This window comes from Roseobacter weihaiensis, from assembly GCF_020622345.1.
Classification (GTDB): domain Bacteria; phylum Pseudomonadota; class Alphaproteobacteria; order Rhodobacterales; family Rhodobacteraceae; genus Roseobacter; species Roseobacter weihaiensis.
In genome coordinates this window covers 41,447-65,331 of sequence record NZ_JACNMO010000007.1, presented here as the reverse complement: position 1 = coordinate 65,331, position 23,885 = coordinate 41,447, and the positions used below count along the sequence as shown (strand labels likewise).

General features: G+C 59.4%; 27 protein-coding genes. 4 read left to right on the top strand and 23 right to left on the bottom strand.

The window, feature by feature from the left end; genetic code table 11:
- Window positions 1–307: 307 nt before the first annotated feature.
- On the top strand, window positions 308–598 hold the full coding sequence (locus H7847_RS09950; RefSeq protein ID WP_227269332.1) for a hypothetical protein: 291 nt from the start codon (window positions 308–310) through the stop codon (window positions 596–598).
- A gap of 30 nt (window positions 599–628) precedes the next feature.
- Here the strand turns inward: H7847_RS09950 and H7847_RS09945 are convergent, their stop codons facing one another.
- From H7847_RS09945 to H7847_RS09900, 10 genes are all read right to left on the bottom strand, one after another.
- Complete coding sequence (locus H7847_RS09945; RefSeq protein WP_227269331.1) at window positions 629–1,405, bottom strand: enoyl-CoA hydratase-related protein; 777 nt, start codon at window positions 1,403–1,405, stop codon at window positions 629–631.
- 70 nt (window positions 1,406–1,475) lie between these two features.
- Entirely contained in the window at window positions 1,476–1,931 is a 456-nt protein-coding gene (locus tag H7847_RS09940; RefSeq protein ID WP_227269330.1) for a cytochrome c-type biogenesis protein, read from the bottom strand.
- Window positions 1,928–3,895, bottom strand: a complete 1,968-nt coding sequence (locus H7847_RS09935) for a heme lyase CcmF/NrfE family subunit (RefSeq protein WP_227269329.1) — start codon at window positions 3,893–3,895, stop codon at window positions 1,928–1,930. Before H7847_RS09935 ends, H7847_RS09940 begins: the two co-directional genes overlap by 4 nt.
- A 59-nt stretch (window positions 3,896–3,954) precedes the next feature.
- Window positions 3,955–4,545, bottom strand: a complete 591-nt coding sequence (locus H7847_RS09930; RefSeq protein WP_227269328.1) for a holin family protein — start codon at window positions 4,543–4,545, stop codon at window positions 3,955–3,957.
- Complete coding sequence (locus H7847_RS09925; protein WP_227269327.1) at window positions 4,536–5,147, bottom strand: holin-associated N-acetylmuramidase; 612 nt, start codon at window positions 5,145–5,147, stop codon at window positions 4,536–4,538. Before H7847_RS09925 ends, H7847_RS09930 begins: the two co-directional genes overlap by 10 nt.
- A gap of 79 nt (window positions 5,148–5,226) precedes the next feature.
- A complete protein-coding gene (ccmE, locus tag H7847_RS09920) occupies window positions 5,227–5,670 on the bottom strand; it encodes a cytochrome c maturation protein CcmE (RefSeq protein ID WP_227269326.1) in 444 nt (147 codons plus the stop codon).
- Window positions 5,671–5,676: 6 nt separating this feature from the next.
- Window positions 5,677–6,705, bottom strand: a complete 1,029-nt coding sequence (argC, locus tag H7847_RS09915) for an N-acetyl-gamma-glutamyl-phosphate reductase (protein WP_227269325.1) — start codon at window positions 6,703–6,705, stop codon at window positions 5,677–5,679.
- Between the two features lie 31 nt (window positions 6,706–6,736).
- A complete protein-coding gene (locus H7847_RS09910) occupies window positions 6,737–7,546 on the bottom strand; it encodes a glutamate racemase (protein ID WP_227269324.1) in 810 nt (269 codons plus the stop codon).
- 27 nt (window positions 7,547–7,573) lie between these two features.
- Window positions 7,574–8,455, bottom strand: a complete 882-nt coding sequence (locus tag H7847_RS09905) for a lysophospholipid acyltransferase family protein (RefSeq protein ID WP_227269323.1) — start codon at window positions 8,453–8,455, stop codon at window positions 7,574–7,576.
- Window positions 8,456–8,528: 73 nt separating this feature from the next.
- Entirely contained in the window at window positions 8,529–11,927 is a 3,399-nt protein-coding gene (locus tag H7847_RS09900; protein WP_227269322.1) for an indolepyruvate ferredoxin oxidoreductase family protein, read from the bottom strand.
- Window positions 11,928–12,098: 171 nt separating this feature from the next.
- On the opposite strand from H7847_RS09900, the gene H7847_RS09895 reads away from it, so the two are divergent.
- On the top strand, window positions 12,099–13,022 hold the full coding sequence (locus H7847_RS09895; RefSeq protein ID WP_227269480.1) for a LysR family transcriptional regulator: 924 nt from the start codon (window positions 12,099–12,101) through the stop codon (window positions 13,020–13,022).
- A gap of 271 nt (window positions 13,023–13,293) precedes the next feature.
- On the opposite strand, the gene H7847_RS09890 is transcribed toward H7847_RS09895, so the two are convergent.
- Complete coding sequence (locus H7847_RS09890; RefSeq protein WP_227269321.1) at window positions 13,294–14,058, bottom strand: immunity 52 family protein; 765 nt, start codon at window positions 14,056–14,058, stop codon at window positions 13,294–13,296.
- The gene (locus H7847_RS09885; protein ID WP_227269320.1) at window positions 14,043–14,513 is read right to left on the bottom strand and encodes a Tox-REase-5 domain-containing protein; all 471 of its coding nucleotides are present in this window, start codon (window positions 14,511–14,513) and stop codon (window positions 14,043–14,045) included. Before H7847_RS09885 ends, H7847_RS09890 begins: the two co-directional genes overlap by 16 nt.
- 56 nt (window positions 14,514–14,569) lie before the next feature.
- Here H7847_RS09885 and H7847_RS09880 point away from each other — a divergent pair, with 56 nt between their 5' ends.
- The gene (locus H7847_RS09880; protein WP_227269319.1) at window positions 14,570–14,797 is read left to right on the top strand and encodes a hypothetical protein; all 228 of its coding nucleotides are present in this window, start codon (window positions 14,570–14,572) and stop codon (window positions 14,795–14,797) included.
- Window positions 14,798–14,848: 51 nt separating this feature from the next.
- Here H7847_RS09880 and H7847_RS09875 read toward each other — a convergent pair whose 3' ends face one another.
- From H7847_RS09875 to H7847_RS09845, 7 genes are all read right to left on the bottom strand, one after another.
- Window positions 14,849–15,025 (bottom strand): hypothetical protein, encoded by a 177-nt coding sequence (locus H7847_RS09875; protein WP_227269318.1) that lies wholly within the window; start codon window positions 15,023–15,025, stop codon window positions 14,849–14,851.
- A 192-nt stretch (window positions 15,026–15,217) separates the two neighbouring features.
- The gene (locus H7847_RS09870; protein WP_227269317.1) at window positions 15,218–15,517 is read right to left on the bottom strand and encodes a HigA family addiction module antitoxin; all 300 of its coding nucleotides are present in this window, start codon (window positions 15,515–15,517) and stop codon (window positions 15,218–15,220) included.
- A 423-nt stretch (window positions 15,518–15,940) separates the two neighbouring features.
- Entirely contained in the window at window positions 15,941–16,936 is a 996-nt protein-coding gene (locus tag H7847_RS09865; RefSeq protein ID WP_227269316.1) for a GGDEF domain-containing protein, read from the bottom strand.
- A complete protein-coding gene (locus H7847_RS09860) occupies window positions 16,933–17,520 on the bottom strand; it encodes a heme NO-binding domain-containing protein (protein ID WP_227269315.1) in 588 nt (195 codons plus the stop codon). Before H7847_RS09860 ends, H7847_RS09865 begins: the two co-directional genes overlap by 4 nt.
- Window positions 17,521–17,617: 97 nt before the next feature.
- Window positions 17,618–19,180 (bottom strand): trimethylamine methyltransferase family protein, encoded by a 1,563-nt coding sequence (locus H7847_RS09855; protein WP_227269314.1) that lies wholly within the window; start codon window positions 19,178–19,180, stop codon window positions 17,618–17,620.
- A gap of 92 nt (window positions 19,181–19,272) precedes the next feature.
- The gene (locus tag H7847_RS09850) at window positions 19,273–19,980 is read right to left on the bottom strand and encodes an HAD family hydrolase (protein WP_227269313.1); all 708 of its coding nucleotides are present in this window, start codon (window positions 19,978–19,980) and stop codon (window positions 19,273–19,275) included.
- Window positions 19,977–20,261, bottom strand: coding sequence for a DUF3572 domain-containing protein (locus H7847_RS09845; protein ID WP_227269312.1), 285 nt, complete (start codon window positions 20,259–20,261; stop codon window positions 19,977–19,979). Before H7847_RS09845 ends, H7847_RS09850 begins: the two co-directional genes overlap by 4 nt.
- A gap of 99 nt (window positions 20,262–20,360) precedes the next feature.
- On the opposite strand from H7847_RS09845, the gene H7847_RS09840 reads away from it, so the two are divergent.
- The gene (locus tag H7847_RS09840) at window positions 20,361–21,767 is read left to right on the top strand and encodes a diguanylate cyclase (RefSeq protein WP_227269311.1); all 1,407 of its coding nucleotides are present in this window, start codon (window positions 20,361–20,363) and stop codon (window positions 21,765–21,767) included.
- A 21-nt stretch (window positions 21,768–21,788) separates the two neighbouring features.
- Here H7847_RS09840 and H7847_RS09835 read toward each other — a convergent pair whose 3' ends face one another.
- From H7847_RS09835 to H7847_RS09820, 4 genes are all read right to left on the bottom strand, one after another.
- Window positions 21,789–22,283, bottom strand: coding sequence for a periplasmic heavy metal sensor (locus tag H7847_RS09835; RefSeq protein ID WP_227269310.1), 495 nt, complete (start codon window positions 22,281–22,283; stop codon window positions 21,789–21,791).
- Between the two features lie 3 nt (window positions 22,284–22,286).
- The gene (locus tag H7847_RS09830) at window positions 22,287–22,652 is read right to left on the bottom strand and encodes a hypothetical protein (protein ID WP_227269309.1); all 366 of its coding nucleotides are present in this window, start codon (window positions 22,650–22,652) and stop codon (window positions 22,287–22,289) included.
- Entirely contained in the window at window positions 22,639–23,229 is a 591-nt protein-coding gene (locus H7847_RS09825; protein WP_227269308.1) for an RNA polymerase sigma factor, read from the bottom strand. Before H7847_RS09825 ends, H7847_RS09830 begins: the two co-directional genes overlap by 14 nt.
- Window positions 23,230–23,307: 78 nt before the next feature.
- On the bottom strand, window positions 23,308–23,754 hold the full coding sequence (locus H7847_RS09820; protein ID WP_227269307.1) for an EF-hand domain-containing protein: 447 nt from the start codon (window positions 23,752–23,754) through the stop codon (window positions 23,308–23,310).
- Between the last annotated feature and the right edge of the window lie 131 nt (window positions 23,755–23,885).

Genomic DNA, 23,885 nt, shown 5'->3' with positions numbered 1-23,885 from the left:
AAACGGATCACATCAGCCAGAGAGCGCGCAAGCCTCTCTGGCTTTTTTGTCCTGCGAGATCGAATCACTCCGACGAAAACCGCGCATCACCGATCAAGGGGCGACACCCGTTTTGCGGGTACTGTTCACAGCGTGCCACAAGAAATGTGGCGCGAATGTGTCATTGTTTCGCACCCGTTGCCAATCCCAAAGCTTCTTTGACCTCACTGCCAGAAAGCCCCTAGGTTGCTGGGCATGAGGCTTTCAATGCGCCGTCGTGAGCATCGGGGTGGCCTGTGTAACTTGGTACAACCGGGCGAGGACGCGCATGCAGAGCAAGGACCAAAACGCGGAGGGCTTTGCCCGGCAATTGCCGCTGTCGGCAGGCTCCGGCACCGAAGGGGCGTTGATCGCGGATAACACCGCAAGCGATGACCGGATCGTGGTGCTCTATGACCATGGCGCCCCGCCGCCCGAGATCACGATCTCCCAGACCGCAGGCCAGATCCAGACGGTGCTGGCCAATGGCGTCGCGGTGGCGGTGATTGCCCGTTCGGGTAGGCCCCGCCTGACCGCACAGGACGTTGTATTGGTCGAACGATTTGTCTCGGACAGGTGAGCGCTTGCCCAGCCGCGCGGGCGGCGGGGCTCAACGCCCCTCGAACCGCGGGCTGCGCTTTTCGGTGAACGCCAGCACACCTTCTTTGAAGTCCCGGGATTTGCCGCAAGCTCCCTGATGCCGCGCTTCAAGGGTCAGTTGTTCTTCGAAGTCGTGGTGCCAGCTTTTGCGCAGAACCGATTTGATGGCGGCGTAGGTGGCCGTCGGCCCCTCGGCCAAGTGGGTGGCGCGCGCGCGCCAGTGCGTCTCAAATTCCGCGTCGGGCACGGCCTCCCAAATCATGCCCCAATCGTCGGCCTGCCGAGCGGTAATCTTATCCGCAAAAAGCGCCGCCCCCAGGGCCTTGGCCGTTCCCATCGCGCGCGGCAGCGCGTAGGTGCCCCCCGCGTCGGGGATCAGGCCAATCCGCGCAAACGCCTGTAGGAAATAAGCACTTTCCGCCGCGATCACCACATCCGCCGCCAGCGCGAGGTTCGCCCCTGCCCCTGCCGCGGCCCCGTTCACGGCTGAGATGGTCGGCACGGGACATTCGGTAATGGCCCGGATCAAGGGAGCATATTCATCCCGCAATGTCCGCTCCAGATCGACGTTGGCCGCACTGACACTGTCGCCCAGATCCTGCCCCGAACAGAACGCCTTGCCCGCGCCGGTCAGCACCACGACACGCGCGCTCCGCCCCGCCTCGGTCACCGCAAAGGTCAGCTCCGCCCGCATTTGCGTGGTCAGCGCGTTCATCTTGTCGGGGCGGTTGAGGGTGATCGTCGCAATCCCGTTGTCCCGCGCACAGGTGAGCGTCTGATAATCCATGGGGTGTCCTTCACGCAGCCTTTGGCCGGACCTTAGCAGGTTTGCGCAAAGGCAAAAGTGGAACGAGGCGTCATTCTCTGAGGATTTCCCTCAGCCGCGCCGCCTCCTCCGTGCTGAGCGCTTCTTCGTGCGGTGCGCGTTGCGTGTCGCGGCTGCGCAGATAGAAAAAACCGATGAGCAGAGCGATGAGCAACATGAACGGCCCCGCCGCCCAGAGCAGCCAGTTCGAGCCGCCGAATGTCGGTTTCAACAAGACGAACTCCCCGTATCGCGCGACCACGAAATCGACCACTTCGGTATCGCTGTCACCCTCGACAAGGCGATCCCGCACCAGCAGGCGCAGGTCGCGGGCGATATTGGCATGGCTTTCGTCGATGCTTTCGTTCTGACAGACCGGACAGCGCAACCCCTTTGAGATGTCACGCGCCCGTTCTTCCAGAACCGGGTCGGCCAGAATCTCATCCGGCTGCACCGCCCACAGCGATGTCGGCAGCAGCATCAGAACGATGAGAAGAACCCGGATCATTCCGCCGGCACCGGGGTTGCGACAGGCTTGCGGGCACCCGCGGCCACGCGGAAGCGCCTGTCAGACAGGCTCAGCAGGCCGCCCAAGGCCATCAGGCCGGAGCCAATCCAGATCCAGTTTGTCAGCGGCTTGATATAGGTCCGCACCGCCCAGCCCCCGTTTGCCTGCTCATCCCCGATCACGACATAGACGTCGCGCAGCAGATCATAGTCAATCGCCGCTTCTGTCGTGGGCATCTGGGCCACCGGGTAAATGCGCTTTTCAGGGCGCAGCTGTGCGATTTCGCGGCCGTCCTGCGCCAGGGTGATATACCCCATGGTCGACAGGTAATTCGGCCCTTCGGAGCGGTTCACCTGATCCAGTGTAATCGTGTAGCCACCAACCTCGTAGGGCTCTCCGAACTGGGCGACGCGGATGTCTTCCTGTTGCCAGGCCATCAGGCCGCAAACCCCCAGCATCGTAATGCCCACACCGGCATGGGCAACCATCTTGCCCCAGTCGGCGCGCGGCAGCCGCAGCATCCGCGCCCAGCGATCCTGGCCGCGCCCGGCCCGCTGAACGAGATCGACAACCGACCCCATAACGATCCAGGCTGCCAGAAAGAGACCGATAGGTCCCAACATGCTGCGCCCGGTCTGCATCGCATAGGCGAGCCCGCCAATGGCCACGGCCAGCATGAACACGTAGCGCAAGGGCTTGACCGCCTTGACGATCTTGGCCCGCTTCCAGGGCAAAGCAGAGCCGATGGGCAACAAAAGCCCCAGCACCAGCATGAAAGGCGAGAAGGCCATGTTGAAGAACGGCGGCCCGACGCTCAGCTGGCGGTCAAAGAACATCTCTGCCACCAGAGGCCACATCGTGCCCACGAACACCACGAAACACGACACCGCCAGCAACAGGTTGTTTGCCACCAGTCCGCTTTCGCGGCTAACTACACCGAAGACGCCTCGCGCCTCCATCGCGCCGGACCGCAACACGAACAGAATCAACGCACCGCCCATGAAGAAGCCCATAATCATCAGGATGAAAACGCCGCGTTCCGGATCGTTTGCAAAGGCATGCACGGAGGTCAGCAGACCGGAGCGCACGATGAAGGTCCCGATGAGAGAAAAGCCAAAGGCGAGGATGGCCAACAGAATTGTCCAGCTTTTCAGGCTCTCACGCTTTTCGACCACGATGGCGGAATGCAACAGCGCAATCGCCAGTAACCACGGCATGAAGGAGGCATTCTCAACCGGGTCCCAGAACCAGAAACCGCCCCAGCCGAGCTCGTAGTAGGCCCACCAGGACCCCAATGCGATACCGATGGTCAGGAACACCCAAGCGGCCAGCGTCCAGGGCCGCACCCAACGCCCCCATGCCGCGTCCACGCGTCCTTCGATGAGCGCGGCAACGGCAAAGCTGAAGGCCATGCTCAGCCCGACATAGCCGAGGTAGAGAAACGGCGGGTGAAAGGCGAGACCTGGGTCTTGCAGCAGCGGGTTGAGATCCTGCCCGTCAAACGGCGGCACCACCAGCCGCACGAAAGGGTTGGAGGTGAAGATGATAAAGGCGAAGAACGCCACACCGATCGCGGCTTGCACGGCAAGAACCCGGGCACGCAAAGTCGGCGGCAGATTGCCCCCAAACCAGGCCGCCATCGCGCCAAAGAGCGCCACGATCAGAACCCAGAGCAGCATCGATCCTTCGTGATTGCCCCATGTCCCGCTGATCTTGTAAATCATCGGCTTTGCGGAGTGGCTGTTGAGCGTCACCAGTTGCAGACTGAAGTCCGAGACAACGAAGGCCCACATCAGCGCGCCGAAGGAAAACGCCGTTAACAGAAATTGCGCGTTCGCGGCAGGTTCGGCAACCGCCATCCAGGCAGGCCATCGTTTGTGTGCGCCGATCAACGGCACCACGGTCTGCACAATGGCGACCATAAAGGCGAGAATGAGGGCGAAGTGTCCAAGCTCTGTAATCATACAGTGGAGTATAATCCGGCCTGCGCGCTCCTCCAACGATAATCGACGCTTTTAGGTGATCACTTTGTCGCGGGGTGCGCCACCGCACGTTGCCAGTCTTCCAAGGCAGGGTTTGCCTCAGGTTGCAGCGCCACAGACCGCAGTCGGGCATCGGGGCCACTGTCCGCAACGCCGGGCGAGGTGGCGCGCAGGGACTGCAGCATCCGGAGATTATCCGCCACCTTGGGTACCAGCGCCACGCTCTGGGCAATAGACCGCTGAAATTGCTGACTTTTGATCTGATGCCGTGCCCCGAAATAGAACGAGACAATAACGCCCAGCAGCCACCATAGCGGTTCCGGCACGAGGGCGACGCCCTGCATGCGGGCAGCAAACCAGATCGGATCGACCATCGCCGCCACAAAGAGCCCCAAGGTGCCGAGTGCCATGGCAGGTCTTGGCAGGCGGTTCACGCCGTCCATGATTCGATTGAAGACGGAATCGTTCTTTGCCTCGTATTCGCGGCCAAACTGAGTCAGAGCCTCGATCCGCAATTCCTGACCGCGGGCCGCGTTTTCTTCGGCGTTGGCACGGAAAACCTCGGCGGTCTCCTTAAACACATTGCGGTCATTGCCAAAAATGACGTTGAGTAATCCGGTGATCAAACCCATCCCGAAACCCTTTCCTGAAATTGCTGATCGGTCAGGTGGTAGCGCGGCGAGATGAACTCTTCGGCGCGCTTTATCCACCCGCCCTTGCCGCCCGACCGGGCGCGCGCATATTTGCGACTGGCGGCCCGGCGGTCTGCAATCCTGAAATAGTAGTTGCGGCGGGCGATCCCATAGGCATCTGCCAGATGATCCGGCGCGGTTTGATGGGCGCTTTGTGCCGCACCGATCGTCTTGGGGCCCAACGCACCATCGACGACCAGAGCATAGCCCATATCGCGCAACAGCCTCTGCAGGATTTTCACAGCGTTCGATCCGGCATTAACGTACATGTCGAAAACAGTGGCATGCAACACCTGTGGGAGCTGCGCGATCAGCGGTTTTTCAAAGTAGTGTTTTTCAAAGATGTCGATGGCTTGCGCCTTTGTCAGAGCCCGCACATCCGCAACGGACACCGTCCCGTCCCGATCCAGATCAAGACCAAGTCTGCGCATGGTGTGTATCGTCACGCCGAAGTTCGTAGCCCCCCCCGGATCGTCCGGGTCGTTCACGAAGCCCCCCTCGCGCCCCACAATCTCAGTGGCGATTTGCCTGACGTTCAGCATGATGATCCCTTTGCGGCGATTGATTTCGCGCAAAGATCATCGGAAACGGGTTAAGACGCCTTAACTCCAGCGTACGGTGCTATCCTTCGGGAGCCTTGTAGACACCTTGTTCCTTTAGCGCATCAACGACTTCAGCGGGCATGTAGGTTTCATCGTGTTTCGCAAGAATTTCAGAGGCTTCAAACACACCGTTAATGTATCTTCCCGTGCCAACCATCCCCTGGTTTTCCTCAAAGAGGTCCGGCAAGACACCGGTAAATGTCACAGGGACAATACCGCCGCCATCGGTAACACTGAACCGAATGGTCTCGCCTTGTCCGCGCACGATGGAGCCTTCCTCCACCAGACCGCCGATGCGAAACACCTCGCTGGGTTCTGGCGGCTCAGCCAAAATCTGACTGGGCGCCCGAAAGAAATTGATCCCGTCCCGCATCGCATATCCGATCAGCGCTGTGGACAGCACCAAGGCCACTGTCGCCAGCGCGATAATCTGAATGCGGCGTTGTTTTTTAAGGTTTTTCATGGAACCTCACGGAAATAGCGGCGCCATCAAAAGCCCCTGTGTCTCCTCAATATTTAACATCAGATTGGCATTTTGCAACGCTTGTCCGCTTGATCCCTTGGTCAGGTTGTCCAGCGCCCCGACGATCAATGTCCGGTCTTCCGTGCGATCCGGCACAACGCCGATATGGCAGAAGTTTGAACCTCTTATGTGTCGCGTGCTGGGTGTTTCGCCCAGCGGCAGAACCTCGATAAAGGGCTCGCTGGCATAGGCCTGCGACAACGTGGCATGGATCACCTCTGCGCTTCCATGCACGTAGCCTGTGGCCAAGATCCCCCGGTTTGCCGGGATCAGATGCGGCGTGAACTGGATGGTGACGGGGCGGCCCGCCAGTTTTGAAAACTCCTGATCGAACTCGCCGAGATGCCGGTGGGTGCTACCCGTGGCATAGGCATGGTAGCCTTCGGAAAGCTCCGCATGCAGCAGATTTTCCTTCAGGCTGCGCCCCGCTCCCGACACCGCGCACTTCAGATCAAGGATGATGTTGTCCAGATCTATGACCTGCGCTGAAATCAAAGGCCGCAGCATGAATTGCCCGGTCGCCGCGTTGCAACCGGTGCCTGCCACCAGCCGTGCGGTTTTGATCTGATCGCGGTAAAACTCTGTCAGACCATAGACGGCTTCGGCCTGCTGCGCCAAGGCGCTATGCGCATTGCCGTACCATTTCTCGTACGCCGCCGGATCGCTGAGCCGAAAATCCGCGCTCAGGTCCACGATCTTGAGCGATTTGGGCAGGTCCGCGATGACCTGCTGGCTGGTTTTATGAGGCAAGGCGCAAAAGCAAAGATCAATATTTGCAAAGTCGATCTGATCTATTTGCAAAAGCGTCGGCAGGTCGAGATGGCGCAAATGCGGAAACACGTCAGACATCTTCTGGCCCGCCTTGGAATAGGCGCCAAGGGCGGTGATCTTGAGGTTGGGATGCCCTGCGATGAGCCGGATCAGCTCGGCACCCGTGTAGCCGGAGGCACCCAGAATTGCGATAGAGTATGTCATTGGTCGAAGTCCGTCTGGAAAGAATGTCAGGTTAGGCGGCTGTGAACTCAATGCGTCGTCGCAAGAACTGCGTGGCCCGGTCGCTGACACGCGCAGGTGTCCCGGTCGTCAGAAAACCGGCAGCGCCCTGCCCGAGCATGTGCGGATGCCGGTCCAGATAATCCGCAAGGCTCTCCGCTACCAGATCCGCCTGGCTGAACACCTGCACATCCGGACCGAGCGACGCCTGAAAGCTGTCCTCCATCAGCGGGTAATGGGTGCATCCGAGGATCGCCGCGTCAGGGTCCGGCATCTTGCGCTTCAGCGCGTCCACATGGCTGCGCACCAGCGCTTCGGCGAGAATCATGTCGCCCTCTTCGATGGCATCCACAACGCCGCCACAGGCCTGTGCCTCCACATCAACGCCAATCGCGCGAAAGGCCAACTCACGCTGAAACGCCCGGCTCGCCACTGTCGCGGGTGTGGCAAACAGCGCCACATGCTTGACCCCGACTTCGCGCGGGGGGGAATTGTCGCCCCACTGGCGCTCTGTCATGGCTTCGATCAGCGGCACAAAAACACCCAGCACCCGTTTATCGGGCGGCACCCAGGATTCCTGCATCCGGCGCAACGCGGCCGCCGACGCGGTATTGCACGCCAGAATGACCAGATCACAGCCGGCGTCGAACAATCGTTGCACCGAAGCGCAGGTGAGCTCGAAAATATCATCGGAGGTCCGCACGCCGTAGGGGGCATGTGCGCTGTCCGCCAGATAGACAATGGGCACATCCGGCAAGCGTTTCTGCACTGCCTCAAGAACGGTCAGGCCGCCCAATCCACTGTCAAAAATTCCAACCGCCATGGTCTTTGTGCCTTTCAGGGCACCTGTTCAAGACCGATGCCGTTCCTCGAATTCATACCCAAGATCGAAATTCTTTTTCGGGTGTGGAGAAAGCTCATACGTCGCTTTTCGCAAGAAATCCATCATCGCTTTGCTGTCTTTTGAAAATGCGCCCAGAACCTGCGGAGAAATGGGCGCGCCAATCGATACGCGCACAGGGGTATCAACCCGTTTTCCGAACTCCTTGATCAACAGCCCCATCCGGAGGGTGACATGCATGTGACTGGCGATCTGGAACAAACGGCTGGTGTGACCGTCAAAGTAAATCGGCAAGACCGTTGCGCCTGACTTGGCGATCATCCGCGCGGTAAAACTGCGCCAGCCGGGGTCCATGGGTTTGGAAAAGGGCTTCGCGGCGGTGCTCACGGTCCCACCGGGGAAAACCCCGATCACGCCACCACTTTCGAGATATTCGAGCGATCGCTTTCGGGTGGCTATGTTCAGCGCCCGCGCCTCTTTGGTGTCCTCAAAACTGATGGGCAGAAGCACGCGGTTGATCTCTTCCGCCTTGCGAAACACCGAATTGGCCAGAATCCGAAAATCGCCACGGGTGCGCGCCAGGATCTGGCCCATCATCAGCCCGTCCAGAATACCGTAGGGGTGGTTCGCAATCATGATAAGAGGCCCGTTGCGGGGGATATTCTCAAGACGGCCCGTCGCAATATCGAGCGTCAGACCGTAGCGATCCGCCATCACCTCGAAAAAATCGCGCCCCTGCGCCACTTCATTTTCATAGCCCCGCGCACGTTTGATAAGCCGCAGTCGTCCCGTGGAGTTTTCCATCAACCGGATCACGGCCCGCCCGCCACGCGTCTCAGCGCTATGCGCATAGCTTATGTCGCGGGCCATGTTGGGGCGCGGTGCTCCCATCGGTGTCTCCAAAGCGTAAGACCTTAATATTACGAAATAGACTTAAAAGAAATCTGTGACAAATGGGTAAAAGTTATTCCGCCGCTTTGGCAATATCAGGTCCTCCCGCGCGGATAACCGACAAAAGCTCTTCGCGGCGTTTTGCCGCTTTGGCTTCATTTTGCGCCTTTACCGGCCCGAAGCCCCTGATCTGGAGCGGGAGCTCCGCAAGGGCCACGATCGCCTCTTTCGTCTTTTCCGATGTCAGCGGCAAGACTTCCGCCATATCGCGCTCATATTGTTTGATCAGGGCACGCTCCATCCGGCGCTCCGCCGTATATCCGAAAGGATCAAACGGTGTCCCCCGGAGCCGCTTGAAGCGGGCCAATATCCGCAGAGGTCGCTCCAGCCAGGGGCCAAAACTGCGCTTTAGCGGACGTCCGTCGGGCCCTGTCTTTGACAGCATCGGGGGGGCGAGATTAAAGCTGATTTTGAAGTCCCCCTCAAATTCAGATTTTGCCTTGTCGCGGCTTGTCAGCAAAAGCCGGGCTACTTCGTATTCATCCTTGTAAGACAGAAGCTTATGGTACGACTTTAAAGCAGCCTTCCGGATGGACTTATCTTCAATACCCTCCAGAAATCTGCGGTAACGGCGGGCGAGCCTTTTGCTCTGATAGGCCACCAGATGCTCGGCGCGGTAGTCGATCTGCTCCTGCTCCGTCTTTGGAAAGGCGACAACGCCTGGTGCCAGCAGCGCTTCCGCCTCAGCGGGATACAGCACTGCCCAGCGACCGATTGCAAAGGCGCGCAGATTGCGATCCACGGAAGCCCCATTCAACCGGATCGCCTGAGCGATCGCCTCATGGCTGACGGGCACCCACCCCCGCTGCCAGGCAGCGCCAAAGATCATCATGTTGGAGTAAATAGAATCGCCCAGAGTTGTGCGGGCCAGTTCGGAGGCGTCAAAGAGGTCGACACGATCCTTGAGCCGAGCCTCGAGCGCGAGCGACAGCCGCTCACTTGGCAGACGAAATTCAGTGTCGCGGGTGAACTCCCCGGTCATGATCTCATGGCTATTGACGACCGCACCGGTCTGACCGCTGCGCGTCAGCCCGAGGGTTTTTGCGCCCGCAGAGACCACCAGATCACCACCGATGAGCACATGTGCCTCACCGGTTGAAACCCTTATTGCATTGATATCGCTGGGCTTGTTTGCCAGTCGGCAATGAATATGAACCGCGCCTCCCTTTTGCGCCAGGCCGGCCATCTCCATCATGCCCGCTCCCTTTCCATCGATATGGGCGGCCTGCGCAAGAATGGCACCGATTGTCACCACGCCTGTACCGCCGACGCCGGTGATGACGACATTCCAGGTCCCCGAGATGGCAGGCAGCGCAGGCAGCGGCAGGTCAGGCAAATCCAGTCTGGTTGTCGGCTCTTTGCGCAGCTGCGCACCCTCAAGGGTCACGAAGGAGGGGCAGAAGCCTTTGAGACAGCTATAGTCCTTGTTGCAAGATGACTGATCGATGGCGCGTTTACGTCCGAATTCGGTGTCGACCGGAACAAGCGACACGCAGTTTGACTGTACCCCACAATCGCCACATCCCTCACAGACGTCCGTATTGATAAACAGCCGTTTGTCCGGATCGGGGAAAAGGCCCCTCTTGCGGCGCCGGCGCTTTTCGGCCGCACAGGTCTGAATATAGACTATAGCCGACACACCTGGGGTCTTTGCAAACTTCTCCTGAACCGTTTGCAAAGACGCCCGCTCATGTATTTCGACGCCGGAAAATGCTCCAAAATCAACATCTTCTTTCTCATCGTAAACAACTGCCAGAGTCTGGAGCCCCATCGCCTGAAGTTCACGAACGATCCGGGGGGCCGACAAGTCGCCCTCATTGCTTTGGCCACCGGTCATGGCCACCGCATCGTTATAAAGGATCTTGTAGGTGATATTCGTGCCAGCGCTCAGCGCCGCACGGATGGCCTGAACGCCCGAATGGTTATAGGTGCCATCTCCGAGATTCTGGAACACATGATCGCGTGTCGAAAAGGGCGCCTCGCCAATCCAGTTGGCCCCTTCACCGCCCATATGGGTGAAGCCCAGCGTTTCGCGGTCCATCCACTGCGCCATGAAGTGACAGCCGATGCCAGCATAGGCGCGCGACCCCTCTGGCACCTTGGTGGAGGAGTTGTGCGGGCAGCCAGAACAGAAATACGGCAGACGTGCCGCGATATCTTCTGCGTTGTCAGAGCGTTGTGCCTCTTCCAACAGCGCCAACCCGGCGCTGATGCCGTCCGTGTTGCGCCCCTCATCTATCAACACCTGCCCCAGTTTCATCGCAATCTCGACCGGATCAAGCGCCCATTTCGCTGAAAAGAACGGCACCCCATCCCGCGTCCCGCCATACACCCGGCGGCCCGCCCGGTTGTCAAAGAGTGCCTCCTTGATCTGCACTTCGATCAATTTGCGCTTTTCCTCCACCACGACAATCAGATCGAGCCCTTCGGCCCAGGCCTCAAACCCCTTCATATCAAGAGGCCAGGTCTGACCGATCTTGTAGGTGGTCAGCCCCAGCCGCTCGGCCTCAGAGGCGTCAATATTGAGCAGGCTCAGCGCGTGCTCCAGATCCAGCCAGTTCTTGCCAGCCGCAACAAAGCCGATCTTTGCCCCCGGATTTCCCCAAACGCGCTTGTCCATTTTATTAGCATTTGCAAAAGCTTCCGCCGCGAACCTCTTGTAATCTATGAGGCGTGCTTCCTGCGCGATACGCTCGTCAACGAGGCGAATGTTCAAGCCCCCCTCGGGCAGGTCAAACGCAGGCGTCATAAAGCGATAGCGCCCCAAATCGGTCTCGACGACACTCGTGACTTCCACGGTGTCTTTCATCGTCTTGATGCCGACCCAAAGACCGCTGAACCGGCTGAGCGCAAAAGCATAGATACCGTAATCCAGCACCTCTTGCACACCCGCCGGGCTTACCACGGGCATGTAGGCATCGACCATCGCCATCTCGGACTGATGCAGCACGGTAGAGCTTTCGCCGGTGTGGTCATCGCCCATGGCCATCAGCACGCCGCCATAGCGCGAACTCCCGGCCATATTGGCATGCCGCATCACATCGCCTGACCGGTCGACCCCCGGCCCCTTGCCGTACCAAAGTCCGAAAACGCCATCGAACCGGCCTTCCCCGCGCAGTTCGGCTTGCTGACTGCCCCAAAGCGCTGTGGCCGCAAGATCCTCATTCAGGCCCGGCTGAAAGGTGACATCGTGCTCTGACAAAGGTTTGAGCGCACGGGTCATCTGTATGTCCACGGCCCCCAAAGGCGAGCCGCGATAGCCCGTCACAAGCCCGGCCGTATTCAGCCCCGCCGCACGATCCAGCGCCTTTTGCATCAGCATCAGGCGAACAAGCGCCTGTGTACCGTTCAACAGCACGGGCGACTTTTCCAGATCATAGCGATCATTTAACGAAATACTCTCTGTGCCCATGACGCGCCTCCCAAGCGGTTCTTCAATGTTGCACATATCTTTTACGATATTAGGTCACAAAAGCTGACCTGTATACAAGTATTTTTGCCGATGAGCGAAATCTGGGGCTGCTGCCTCTATATTCCGGCGGCAGATAGCGCTACCAGAAGGGCGAGCAACGTGAGACGCGAGATGGACTGGGACAAGCTGAGAATCTTTCACGCGGTGGCCGATGCCGGATCGCTGACCCATGCGGGTGACAAACTGAATTTGTCGCAGTCAGCCGTCAGCCGGCAGATCAGGGGGTTGGAGGACTCGCTGAACGCGACGCTCTTTCATCGCCATGCGCGCGGGCTGATCCTGACAGAACAAGGCGAGCTGCTCTTTGATGCGACCTCCGCCATGACACGGCGGCTTGACACGGCCTCGGCACGCATCCGCGATAGTGAAGAGGAAGTCTTTGGCGAATTGCGTGTGACCACAACCATTGGGTTCGGCACACTCTGGCTCGCGCCGCGACTATCCAAGCTTTACGAAAAATACCCAGATCTCAAGGTCGATCTGATGCTCGAAGAGCGCGTGCTGGACCTGCCGATGCGCGAAGCAGACGTGGCGATCCGGATGAAAGAGCCAAGCCAGGCAGATCTGATCCGCAAGAAGCTGATGATGATCCGCATGTGCCTTTATGCAACGCCGGACTATCTGGCCGAATTCGCGGCCCCCCAAGAGATCGGAGACATCAGGGACCATCGTCTGATCTGCCAGAACACGGATAGTGACCAGGTGGGGGCGGGGCGCAGTCTTGTGCAGCATCTTATGACATATGACATTCGGTCGCTGCTGACCGTCAACAACTACTACGGCGTGCTGCAGGGCGTGCTGCAAAACCTTGGCATCGGTGTCTTGCCCGACTATGTGACACAGGACTTTCCGGATCTTGTACGGGTTCTGCCGGACCTGACTTCTGCCGATGTGCCTGTCTTTCTGGCCTATCCAGAAGAGCTTAGGCATTCTCAGAGGGTTTCCGCCTTCAAGGACTTCGTGCAGGACGAGATTATCAGTTACCGCAAAAAACTGCGTGCACAGCGAGCCGGGGGCCATGCACGCAATGCATAGCGGCCATGTAAAACTACGTTAACAAATTGCCTTGATCGGTGGCAATGCGCACCTTATTTGATCTTTATGAAGGCGGCGCGGCCCGTATGCGCTCTTCATACCTCCCTGTTGGACTTGGCCGAGCTTCATGCTCGGCCTTTTTTTTGAATGACTGGCATGGCGATGTCAGTTTCTCAAAAATCTCTGGTTTGCAGCAGTCTCATCGACAGGCCGCTGAGTGCGATTTTCCCATGCCATCGGGGAACACCACGGCAAGATCCAGCAGAACCGGCTATTGCCCCCAATCGCCGCGGTCGAGTTCGACGGCCGTTGGCAGAACACCCAGCAGATTGAGACGTATTTCGACCTCCTGGGCACGTTCGATGGCTTGCTTGGAGTAAAGCGGATGATGTTCGAAGACCTGCCAGAACTCCATCTGGGTCGCGATCAGGCTGCCCCCGTTCATTTCCTGCACCAGCGCCGCTTCGGGCACATCGGACGGTGTCAGGGCAAAGGGCACCCAGCCGATCCAGCGAATGCCCCGCCGGGCGCGGTCGAGCGGGTGGTGCAGTTGGAAATAGTCGGACGGTCCGAATTCCAGATGCTGCGGGCGTTTCCAGCGCGTGATGGCCTCGATGAGGGCGATCATGTGGTCGGCGGTGAAGTTGTACTCGGGGCGGAAGCGCTTGAATTCTGCATGCAACTGGGTCGCGTAAATACCCCAGTTGTATTTGAAAGTGTAGTAGACCTCGTTGGACCCATAGAGAGTTTCTCCGTCATCAACCATGTAGATTGAACCCTCGTCGTCCGCATATCCGGCAGCATCAGAAAGCCTTCTGGAGTCGGCTAGATATTCGGCCTCCTGCTCCCATAAACGGAACCCGCGCTTGCTCCAGCCCAGATTGCAAAGGGGCAGGTGCTCGATCATCCGCAGCAGGCGAAAGAAATCCCGCCCGCCCTCATCATAATCCGCATACTCGGCGCCGTAGCGATGCGGCGTCAGCCGCAGTTTGAGCCTCAGATCAATGGGTTTATTCGCCTTCAACCACTCGTCCACTGCCGCACCTCCATATCGTGATACCAGCCGTCAATCCCATCAAGAAACAGTCTCCCCACATAGAGGCGCGTGTCGATGTGGCTGAAAACCCATGTCAATTGCACCTCCCCAAAGTGCGGAAGAACGGCGCGATGCTGATTGCGACCTTGCCGGAGCATTGGTTCGAAAACAGTTTCCTGAATATCTGCCTGCACCGCCCATGGCCGCAATTCCGGTCCGCCGGTCGCGGACCAATCCCTTGTTTCCAAAAAACCGTCATACCCATGTTTGGCCTCGTAGAGGTGGCAGTCCGCCGGGTGCAGCCCGTCGAAATACACACCGGAAAAGTTCCATTCCTCAATCCGCGCGGCCGCGGGCGTGTACCAATGCCAGGGGCAGACGAAGTGCTGGTAATCGTATCCTCGTTTTGAGGCCGGTGGCGCCTGAGGTGCAGGTCGATCCGCCGCCGCTCCCATATCCCGTGCCGCGCACTCGGGACAGTTGCGGCAACTTGGGTCGTCTTCGAGATCCGTTGCCCCTTCCGTCTAGGTTTGGCCATCCGGCGTGGTCTCTGGTTCTGTTTGCGTCTCTGGCCATGGATCCGTTTCTGTTTCGCCTTGCTGAGGAGGCGGGATCGGCCGCCAGGGTGGTGTTGGCTGCGGGTCCCGTGGCGGTGTCGGATCTGGTCTGGGCGGTGTCGGGGTCGGCGCCGGACGAGGCGGTGCAGGTACGGGGCGAGGAGCGGGAGCCGGTCCTCTGAAAGCGCGACCAATGGCCTCCAGGAATTCTCTGATGGCTTTTCCGCGCCCGCTCATGACCACCAGACCCCGGTCGGTTTGCCAGCACGTTCGGCAGACAGTTTGAACATCGCGCAGACATCACCAAAGCGGGTATCGGCTGTCCCCGTCGGCGCCTTCAAAAGCCCGGCGATCGTTGGGTCCAGCCAGAACCGCGGGAGCCTGAGTACACCGAGCATGATGAAGCGCATGCGGAGCTCTTGTTTGCGAATACCGAAGGAAAAAGCGGCCTCGCGTGCCTCGCGAATGGCAGAGTGGAGCTGTTGCGTCGGACAGATGCGCAACCTCTTCTCCGTTACGCTCCCTGAACATCAAGGCGATGTCCTGGTCATTGCGCTCTGCCGCGATACCGCGCATCGCGTCCCAGGTCGCTTGGCTCAGCTTCATTCGACCGCAACCAATGTCGGTATCTTGGAAACATCGACCCTCCGGGACGCCTGCCACGCATCGTAGGTTCCCTGCATCCTGATCCACAGGCCAGCCCCGTTGCCGAAAAGCTTGCCGAGGCGGACTGCAACCTCCGGGCTGACGGGCTTTCGCTCCGCCAGAATATCATGAAGGTGCTGGCGCGAGATCCCGAGCAGGCGTGCTATCTCAGCTTTCGGCCTGTTTACCGCAGGCAGCACGTCTTCACGCAGCAGTTCGCCAGGATGTCTCGGGCAGCGGGATGAATTGCGGCTCATTGTCAGTTCTCATTGGCATTGCTCAAATCAAGCACCCAAGCGTACCAAGCTCAAACGATAAAGGGCCATACCAGCGGCCCTCCGCATGAAGAGCGCGGTCCGTCGGGGTGTATCTTTCAGAGCGTAGAAATCAAAGCCGGGGAGGCTCCCATCCGCTGGTCGCGCGACTGAATCCGAGGCCTCCAATCTCCGCGGAGTATGAGCTTGAAACCTTGCATCGATCTTCGACTTACCCGCTTCCCAAATGGCCTTGAGTTACTTGTTGGTAAATGTTTTTATCTTGGAAAGTGTAGCCTGATTGCTTACAGGTTTCAACCGATCGTCGACGGTAGCGCGCCCCTTTAGAAACAAACTCTCAATGCCCTGAACCGGGAAAAACCCGCTTTTGTGAGGCATTTCCGCAGTTTCGCGCTGCCCCACGTATCAGGCAATCTTGGGCGCTCGGCGCATTTCGGGCGCAAAGAGGATATGGCGCCCCCGACCTGCGTTTTTGGCGGCATAAAGGGCCACATCAGCATCGCCCAGCATCTGATCGGCCGTCGGTTTAGAGTAGCTGCCAGCCAAAACGATCCCGATGCTGCCAGAAATCTCGCAGACTTTGTCACCCAAATGGATCGGAACTTGAAGCCGCTCGATGATACGCTGCGCAATGCGGTCGAGGATTGCTCGGTTTTCGCTTCCCCGGATCAGAATGAGAAATTCGTCACCGCCAATCCTGCCCACCACGTCATCCTTGCGCACAGCTTCCAGCATGATCTTTGCCACCCGCTGCAAGACATAGTCGCCCATAGCATGCCCCAGCGTGTCATTGACCTTTTTAAAGTAATCCAGATCCGCGTGCATTAAAGCAAAGGGTTCCTGAATGGACAGAAGAGAGGCAAGGGCATGATCGATTGCACGACGATTGCGCAAGCCCGTCAGCGTGTCGGTCAGTGCCAGTTCTTCAGCCTGCACACGGGCTGTTTGCAACCGCTGGTTCAGTTGGCGGGAAGCGTCCATCGCCGCAGATTTCGCTTCCATGAGGTAGAGCATTTCAACGGTCAGATCGGTGGCTGCAAAATCAGTTGCTGTCAGGTCGTATTCCTGAACTGCTTCCAGGATGGATATTCCAAAAGACAGGTTCACGACCATCTCGCCAACTCCCGGTCCAGCCATCACGACCCCTTTGAGCTGCCGGCGCGGCGCGGCGCGGAACCGCAGGGTAAGCTTAGTGCCCATATTGTCGCAAAGCATTGTGATCGTCTTGATCTCACGCGGCCTTTTGATCTCGAACATCTCCAGAAAGCTCTGACCGACCAGGCCCTCCGGGCAAATCTTTCGAGCCGTTGGACCGGCGGCCGTGATGTACCCGCTTTCGTCAAGTGTCATGTGCATGGGGCACAACACATCCAGCATTTCACGGCATGGGGTCTGGCTCATGCGGATCGCGCCCCCAGGTTGAAATCACGCCCAACAGAGAATCTGGGCTCCAACAAAGAGATCGCAAGCGTCTCGCACCCTGCCTCGAACCCGGTATGCTCAAGATAAACGAGCGCGCCGTAATCGTCAGCCATCGCCCGCAACAAGCCCATGAAGGAATGGCCCCAACCTCTGATCGGCGCATAGCAGCGCAGACTGTAGCGCTCCGCGCTCTCTTCCGTCAATTCGATGCGTGGCAAATCCAGGTCCGGCACGGCAAGCCGTGCGCGATCGCGAAGATCGTCGAGCGAATGCAAGAAATCGACAAAGGTTACGCCCCCAAACCGCAACAACCGGCGCAGAGGCTCAAGGTTGTTGTGGGACACAAGATAGGTGCCAATATCTTCGAGAAGGTCGTCATAAGGCCTGTCCAGAACATCACAGACCGCCGCCAGAACCTTTGGTGTGACCTCATCATCATAGGTCAGCATGGCTTCGAAATTCGTGAAGCCCAAACCGGTACGATCCATCACCACACGCCACTTGGCTGTACCGTAGCTGTCCGTGACAAACTTTTGAATCCCGCGATTAATCAGGCCATGCATCGGCTCAACTCTCATTACCTCGCGGTATCATCGCGCCAAGGTGTTAAGATTTGCCCAACATGACCAATTGCAAGAGGATCAAAGTGGCCTGATCTGATCAGAAATCCGTAGGCGCGCCGCCTTCTGCTTTCCGGCGATCGACGAAAGCGGATAATTCCTCCCGGATGGCGGGGTCCATCGGTGGCGCATCAAAACGGGCGACGATCTCTTTGAACATCAGATGGGCGCGCTCGGGTGTCCAAATCCCGCCGGCAGCCTCCCAACCTTCATAGTTTTTCCAATCACTCAGGAAAGGCTGGTAAAACGCCTTGGCATACCGATCCTGAGTGTGCTGAATGCCAAAGAAGTGGCCCGCATTCCCGACAGATTTCACCGCATCCAACGCAATCTCGTCAGGGCCTGCCTCGGTGATCTGCGGGTCCATATAGCGCTGGATCTGCTGCAAAACTTCGCAGTCCATGATGAACTTTTCGGGGCTGGCGATCAGCCCACCTTCCAGCCAGCCTGCCGCATGATAAACCATATGCGTACCCGACTGGACGGCTGCCCACAGGCTGTTGGAGGTCTCCCACATGGCCTGCCCGTCTGGCACATTGGCCGCGCAAACGCCAGAAGACCGCATCGGCAGACCATAAAAGCGACAAAGCTGCCCGGTCATTTGGGTCGCGCGCATATACTCGGGCGTGCCAAAGGCGGGCGCGCCTGACTTCATGTCCACATTCGACGTAAAGGTACCAATCGCCACCGGCGCCCCCGGTCTGATGATCTGGGCCAGCACAACCGCACAGAGTGCTTCTGCCAGAGACTGAGCAACGGCGCCTGCCATCGTGACGGGCGCCATGGCCCCCGCGAGCGTAAAGGGGGTGACCACAAGGCCTTGGCCGCGCCGCGCGAGCCGCATCCAGCCATCGAGCATCGGAATGTCGTGTTTTAATGGTGAGGTTGAGTTGATATTCGTGTACATTCTAGGGGTTGCATCGAATTCTTCATGTGAAATACCCTGCGAGATGCGCACCATTTCCATCACATCCTCGACACGTTCTTTGCCCAGGGAGTACGCGTGCATGACCTTGTCTGTCAGCGTCAGCTTGTCAAATAGTACATCCAGGTGGCGCACTGAAGGGTGCAGGTCCACGGGCTCGACAGGGTAGCCCCCGGCAAAGTGGATGCAGTTGAAGTATTGTGTCAGCTTCAGCAGGTTGCGGCACATTTCCCGGGTCCCCGGAACCTTGGTCCCCAGCGACATGTCCCAGTAATTCGGCGGCGACGACACGTTGCCAAAGACCAGATTTTTGCCTCCGATCGTGATCCTGCGCGCAGGGTTGCGCGGTGTGATAGTAAAGTCGGACGGTGCCTTCGCGATCCATTCCATGACGAATTCACGCCCCATGCGGACGTTCTCACCGTCAACGATGCAGCCTGCTTTCCTGAGAATCCCCAAAGCTTCATGATTGAGAAACTCAATGCCGATCTCCTCAAGGATACGCATCGCCCCGTCGTGGATTGCAGCGACCCCTTCGGGCCCAAGCGGCTCTGTCGGCCTGTCGAGGTTGATTGGCGGCTTCCAGGGCATCTGCTCGATGACGGCACTGCCCCGACGATGGGCAGCCCCTGCACGGCCCCCGGTACGAGACCTGCGTTTTGTCGGCGTGTCGGCCATTAAACGGATCCTTCCATGATGCCCTCAGCCCTAAAAAGGCCAGAGCCGCAGGAATATGGCCGTCTTGTTCGCGACGCGAACGGTCGTTTTTGTCAGTTGGGCGTTCTGTTCTGCGCCTGCAGCCAGTCTGGCAGATGACCGATGTCGGGTAAGACAACATCGGCATAGGGCGCGAGCGTTGCACTGTCTGCCAGCCCCGTCAGAACACCGACGCCCCGCATGCCAGCCCGGGCTGCCGCGATCAGATCATGTGTGCTGTCCCCAACCATCAGGACATGTTCAGGTGCCAGATCGCAGGCCTGCGCAAAGGCAAGCAACGGGCCCGGTGCAGGCTTGGCACCAAACCCGCTGTCAAAGCCTGCAATGAAATCAAAGGCCTGGGTGACACCAGCGGCCGTGAGATGCATCCGCGCCGGGGCTTCGGCATCATTGGTCACCACGCCCAAGGCATAGCCCTTGCCACGCAGATCCGTCAGGAAAGCCTGCAACGGGACGGCTTCAACCTGCGGCGCGATTTCTGCCTCCTCATTCAGAAGATTGAGAACACCGGCAAGCGACAGGTGAGGCAGATGCGGTGCCAGCATCTCGGCAACTTCGCCGGGGGTGCCCGCGATCACAACACTGTCAGGCGCGAAACGTTTCAGCGCGAGGTCAAAGCCAATGGCCCGCCCCATGCGGTCTGCCTGCGCCTCATCCGCCGCAGCACGGCGCAGAAAGGCCGCAGCCCAGGCTTCCCACGTGCTTGAAAAATCAAACAGTGTCCCGTCCTTGTCAAAAAGAATGCCCTTGATCAGGCTCATGTCCAATTCACCTCACCGCCGCCTGGCAGGGTCTGCCGCGCCCGCATCAGGCTGTCATAGGGCAGCCCCACGGCGTCGCAGCACTGCACAACCCAAGCGTCGTCCATCATGACGAAATCCAACACCGATCCCAGAAAAGCGGCATCACCGGCCCCCGCCCGGATATCCGCCTCTGACACACCTGTAGAGCCTTGAAATACGGGCAGTAGCGCGTCATTCCCCGCAAGCCACCCAAGCACCTGAAGCGCCAGAACTTCGGCGGATTCTTGCGTAGACGACATGCGACACCTCGAATTTTAATCCCAATTGAAACGCTTTGTTAACCAATCTGCAGTCAGAGTCGATACTCAGTTAACCCCCCAGAAAAGGACGCAATCGGCGTGCAGGGCAAAATTCTCATTGTTGATGCGATCTCGACCAATCGCATTGTTTTAAAGGTAAAGCTGGCGTCGGCATTCTACGAAGTCATACAGGCGGCGACCGCCGATGAGGCCTGCGTTGCTGCCCTGCGCCATGCCCCTGACCTGATTATATCGGCCATGGCCCTGCCTGATGCGGATGCAGCCGAGCTGTGCCGCAGATTGCATCGCAATCCCCAGACACGCGCGATCCCCATGATGGTGGTCGGCTGCCGCCCGAACGCGGACAGTCGCCTCGAGGCGCTGGAGGCTGGGGTACATGACGTGATGTTGAAACCGATTGACGACACCCTTCTTCTGGCCCGGGTCCGCAGTCTCATCCGGGCCCATAACACAGCGGCGGAATGGCAAATGCGTGATGACACATCCAGGGCCTTGGGTTTTGCCGAAGATACGGCAGATTTCGGCCCCCCCGGACGGTCGGTCATTGTCAGCGCCGACAGCAAGACCGCACAGTCCATTATTCAGCGTGTGCGCCCGCATCTTCGGTCATCGCTCACCCACACCTCGCCCGAGACCGCCCTGCGCGATCTCGCTCCCGGCCGCGTTCCGGATGTGTTTATTCTGGTGCTCGAAGAAGGCGATAAACACAGCGGCGAGATCCTGCGCCTGCTGGCGGCCGTGCGCGCCACCGCGATCACGCGTCACGCGGGTATCCTGGTTGTGCAGCCCAGACCGGATCCGGGGTTGGGGGCCTATGCGCTCGATCTGGGTGCGGATGACCTGATGATGGACGGATTTGAGCAAAACGAGCTGGTGCTGCGGATCAAGGCGCTGATGCGGCGCAAGCGCATTGCGGATCAATTGCGCGCCACGGTGCGCACCGGGCTGAAAGCCGCCGTCTGCGATCCGCTGACCGGCTTGCACAACCGCCGCTACGCGATGCCCCACCTGGCCCGCGTGGCCGAGCATTCCGCCGCAACCGGTCGCAGCTTTGCCGTTATGGTAGCGGATCTGGATCACTTCAAACGGGTCAATGATGTCTACGGTCACGCCTCGGGCGATGCGGTGCTGGTGGAGGCCGCGCGGCGACTGCGCGAAAACCTGCGCGGGGTGGATCTGCTGGCGCGGATCGGCGGCGAGGAATTCCTCATCGTCATGCCCGCGACCCCCTTTACCGAAGCGCGCGTCACGGCGAGCCGTTTGTGCCGCAAGATCGGGGGGAAAGGATTTGTGATCCCAGGGTCGAGCGATCCCATCGATGTCACCATCTCCATTGGCGTGACGATGGGCGGCACCCGCAGTATCCGAGGAGTGCAGAGCACGCCGGCCGACGCCAACAGGCTGCTTGATGCAGCAGACAAGGCGCTCTACGAGGCCAAGCTGCAGGGCCGCAATCAGGTGAACCTGGCACGCCCGGCGGCCTAGGGCGGCGCCCTTCGGCGCAGGTTAGCGCCGCTTTGGTCCTCGGTTCAGGACCTCTTCGACCGCATCGGCATAGTCTGCCCGTTCCGCATCGGTCATGCCCTCGACAAGCTCCAGCCAGGCCGATTGCGCCCGTTTTTGCACATCAATCGTGATCGCCGCCTGACGGACCACCACCGCCTGAAGCTGCGCGCTGTCAAACGGCGTGGCGCGCAGGCTTGTCAGCACTTCCTGGAAAACCGCACGGCGCATCTCGCGGCTGGGAACACCACCATCCTGCGAGAACCGCATGACGCGCAGGACCGCGCGCCTGTCCTCACGGGGGAGGGCAAGCATATAGGGCGCGCCAAATGCCCCCAGGGTCGGGCTGCGTTTCATCCGGTCCATCGGTCCGTCATGGCGGATCACAGCCCCCAAAATCAGCCCGGCCACAGCGAGGTTCAGCGCCAGGGATGCCGCCAGCAGGATCTTTATCCAGCGTCCGGTGCCCGCGGGGGGGGGTTGTTCAGCATCTTGCATGGCTTATCCTTCTTCCACATCCCAGCCAAAGGCCGTCAGCTCTGCCGCCTCGTCGTAGATAGTTGGTGAGGAAGCGTTCACCAGCAAGGCACCGGCATCGATCACCCCCTCCGGCGGGCTGATACCGATCCAGAAACCGGTGCAACTTGCCGCCACCAGCCCCCCCAGAGCGGGCCATCCGCCAAGGGCCGCCAGAAGCCGTTGCCCCCCCCCTCGCCGGCGCGGGGTTGCCCGGGGCTGCGGTTGGACGTTCAGCGCATCGGCGACCACCCGCTGCGCCAAACCGGGCGGCAGCTGCACCTCCGTGTCTCTGGCGCGCGCCAGGAGAACATCTACAGAGACTGGATCTGGTTTGTCATTCTGCGTCATTTTCATATCCAAGGTCTGCGCGGCGGCTGTGCAACACTTCAGCCAACGCTCGTTTGCCCCGCGCGGTCAAGCTTTCGACCGCGCGGGGGCTAATGTCCATCGCCTCGGCAATCTGAGGGTTCGAAAGCCCCTCAATATGCCGTAAAACAACCGCTGCGCGCTGCCGGACCGGCAACTGATCCAGCGCATCCTGCAGTGCATCGATCCGGGTCCGGTCCTGAATTTGCTCAAGGACGCTGGGGCCATCATCCAAAGGCTCCGCAATATCGTCCAGCGTCACACCGCGACGTCTGCGCAGCCGGTCCACACAAAGGTTGGCGGTCACCCGGTAAAGCCATGTGGTGACCTGCGCCTCACCACACCGCCAGTCCGGCGCAATCCGCCAAAGCCGCATCATTGCGTCTTGCGCCACATCTTCGGCTTCACTGTCCTCCCCGAGCAATCGGCGCGCATGGCGATAGACACGGGGCAAGAGACGCGCGGTCAGGGTTGTCGCCGCCCGGCCATCCCCTGCTGCATAGTGCTGCAGCAGGGTTTCGTCTGGCAGGTCTGCTTCCGGGCCAAGTGAGATGTGCATAAGTGTTTTATCAGGCCTTATTCGGAAAGGCGCATGCTGCTGCACCTAGGCACACCACCTGGCCCGCATCCTGTCACCTCAGTCCACCTGAGGACCGCGCTTTGGCATCCGGTCGCGCGCGGCGTCGAATTCCGCCTGATTGATCGCACCATCCCCATCCTGATCAACGCGCTCAAACATGCGGTTGGCCCGCTCACCGCCGCCAAGCTCCTCCGACGACAACATACCGTCCGCATCGGCGTCAAGACGGTCCATCATCGCTTGAGCCCGCTCCCTTGACCTTTCAACCGAATGGATCTCCAGCTCGCTCAGACTGATGAGACCATCACTGTCGGTATCCGCCCGCGCCAGCCTTGCGCCGCGCAGGACGGACATCTCTTCACGGGTGATCTGGCCATCACCATTGGTATCGAGCTGCTCAAAGCTCGCCGGGGCCGGACGGTCACCGGAGCGCGCCAGCGCAGCACCCGAGGCCAATGCGATCGCGCAAAGAGTGACACCTGCCGTAAATGTGAGTCGTTTCATTCTTGTTCTCCTTCGTTTTCGATCCGTTACGCCTGTTTTCAGCGCCCCTTATCTACTCAAACGCGAGCTGCGCCTTTTTCCGTCGCAAAAAACTGCACTTTCTAGCGACATCCCGCCGCAGCGACGGCGCG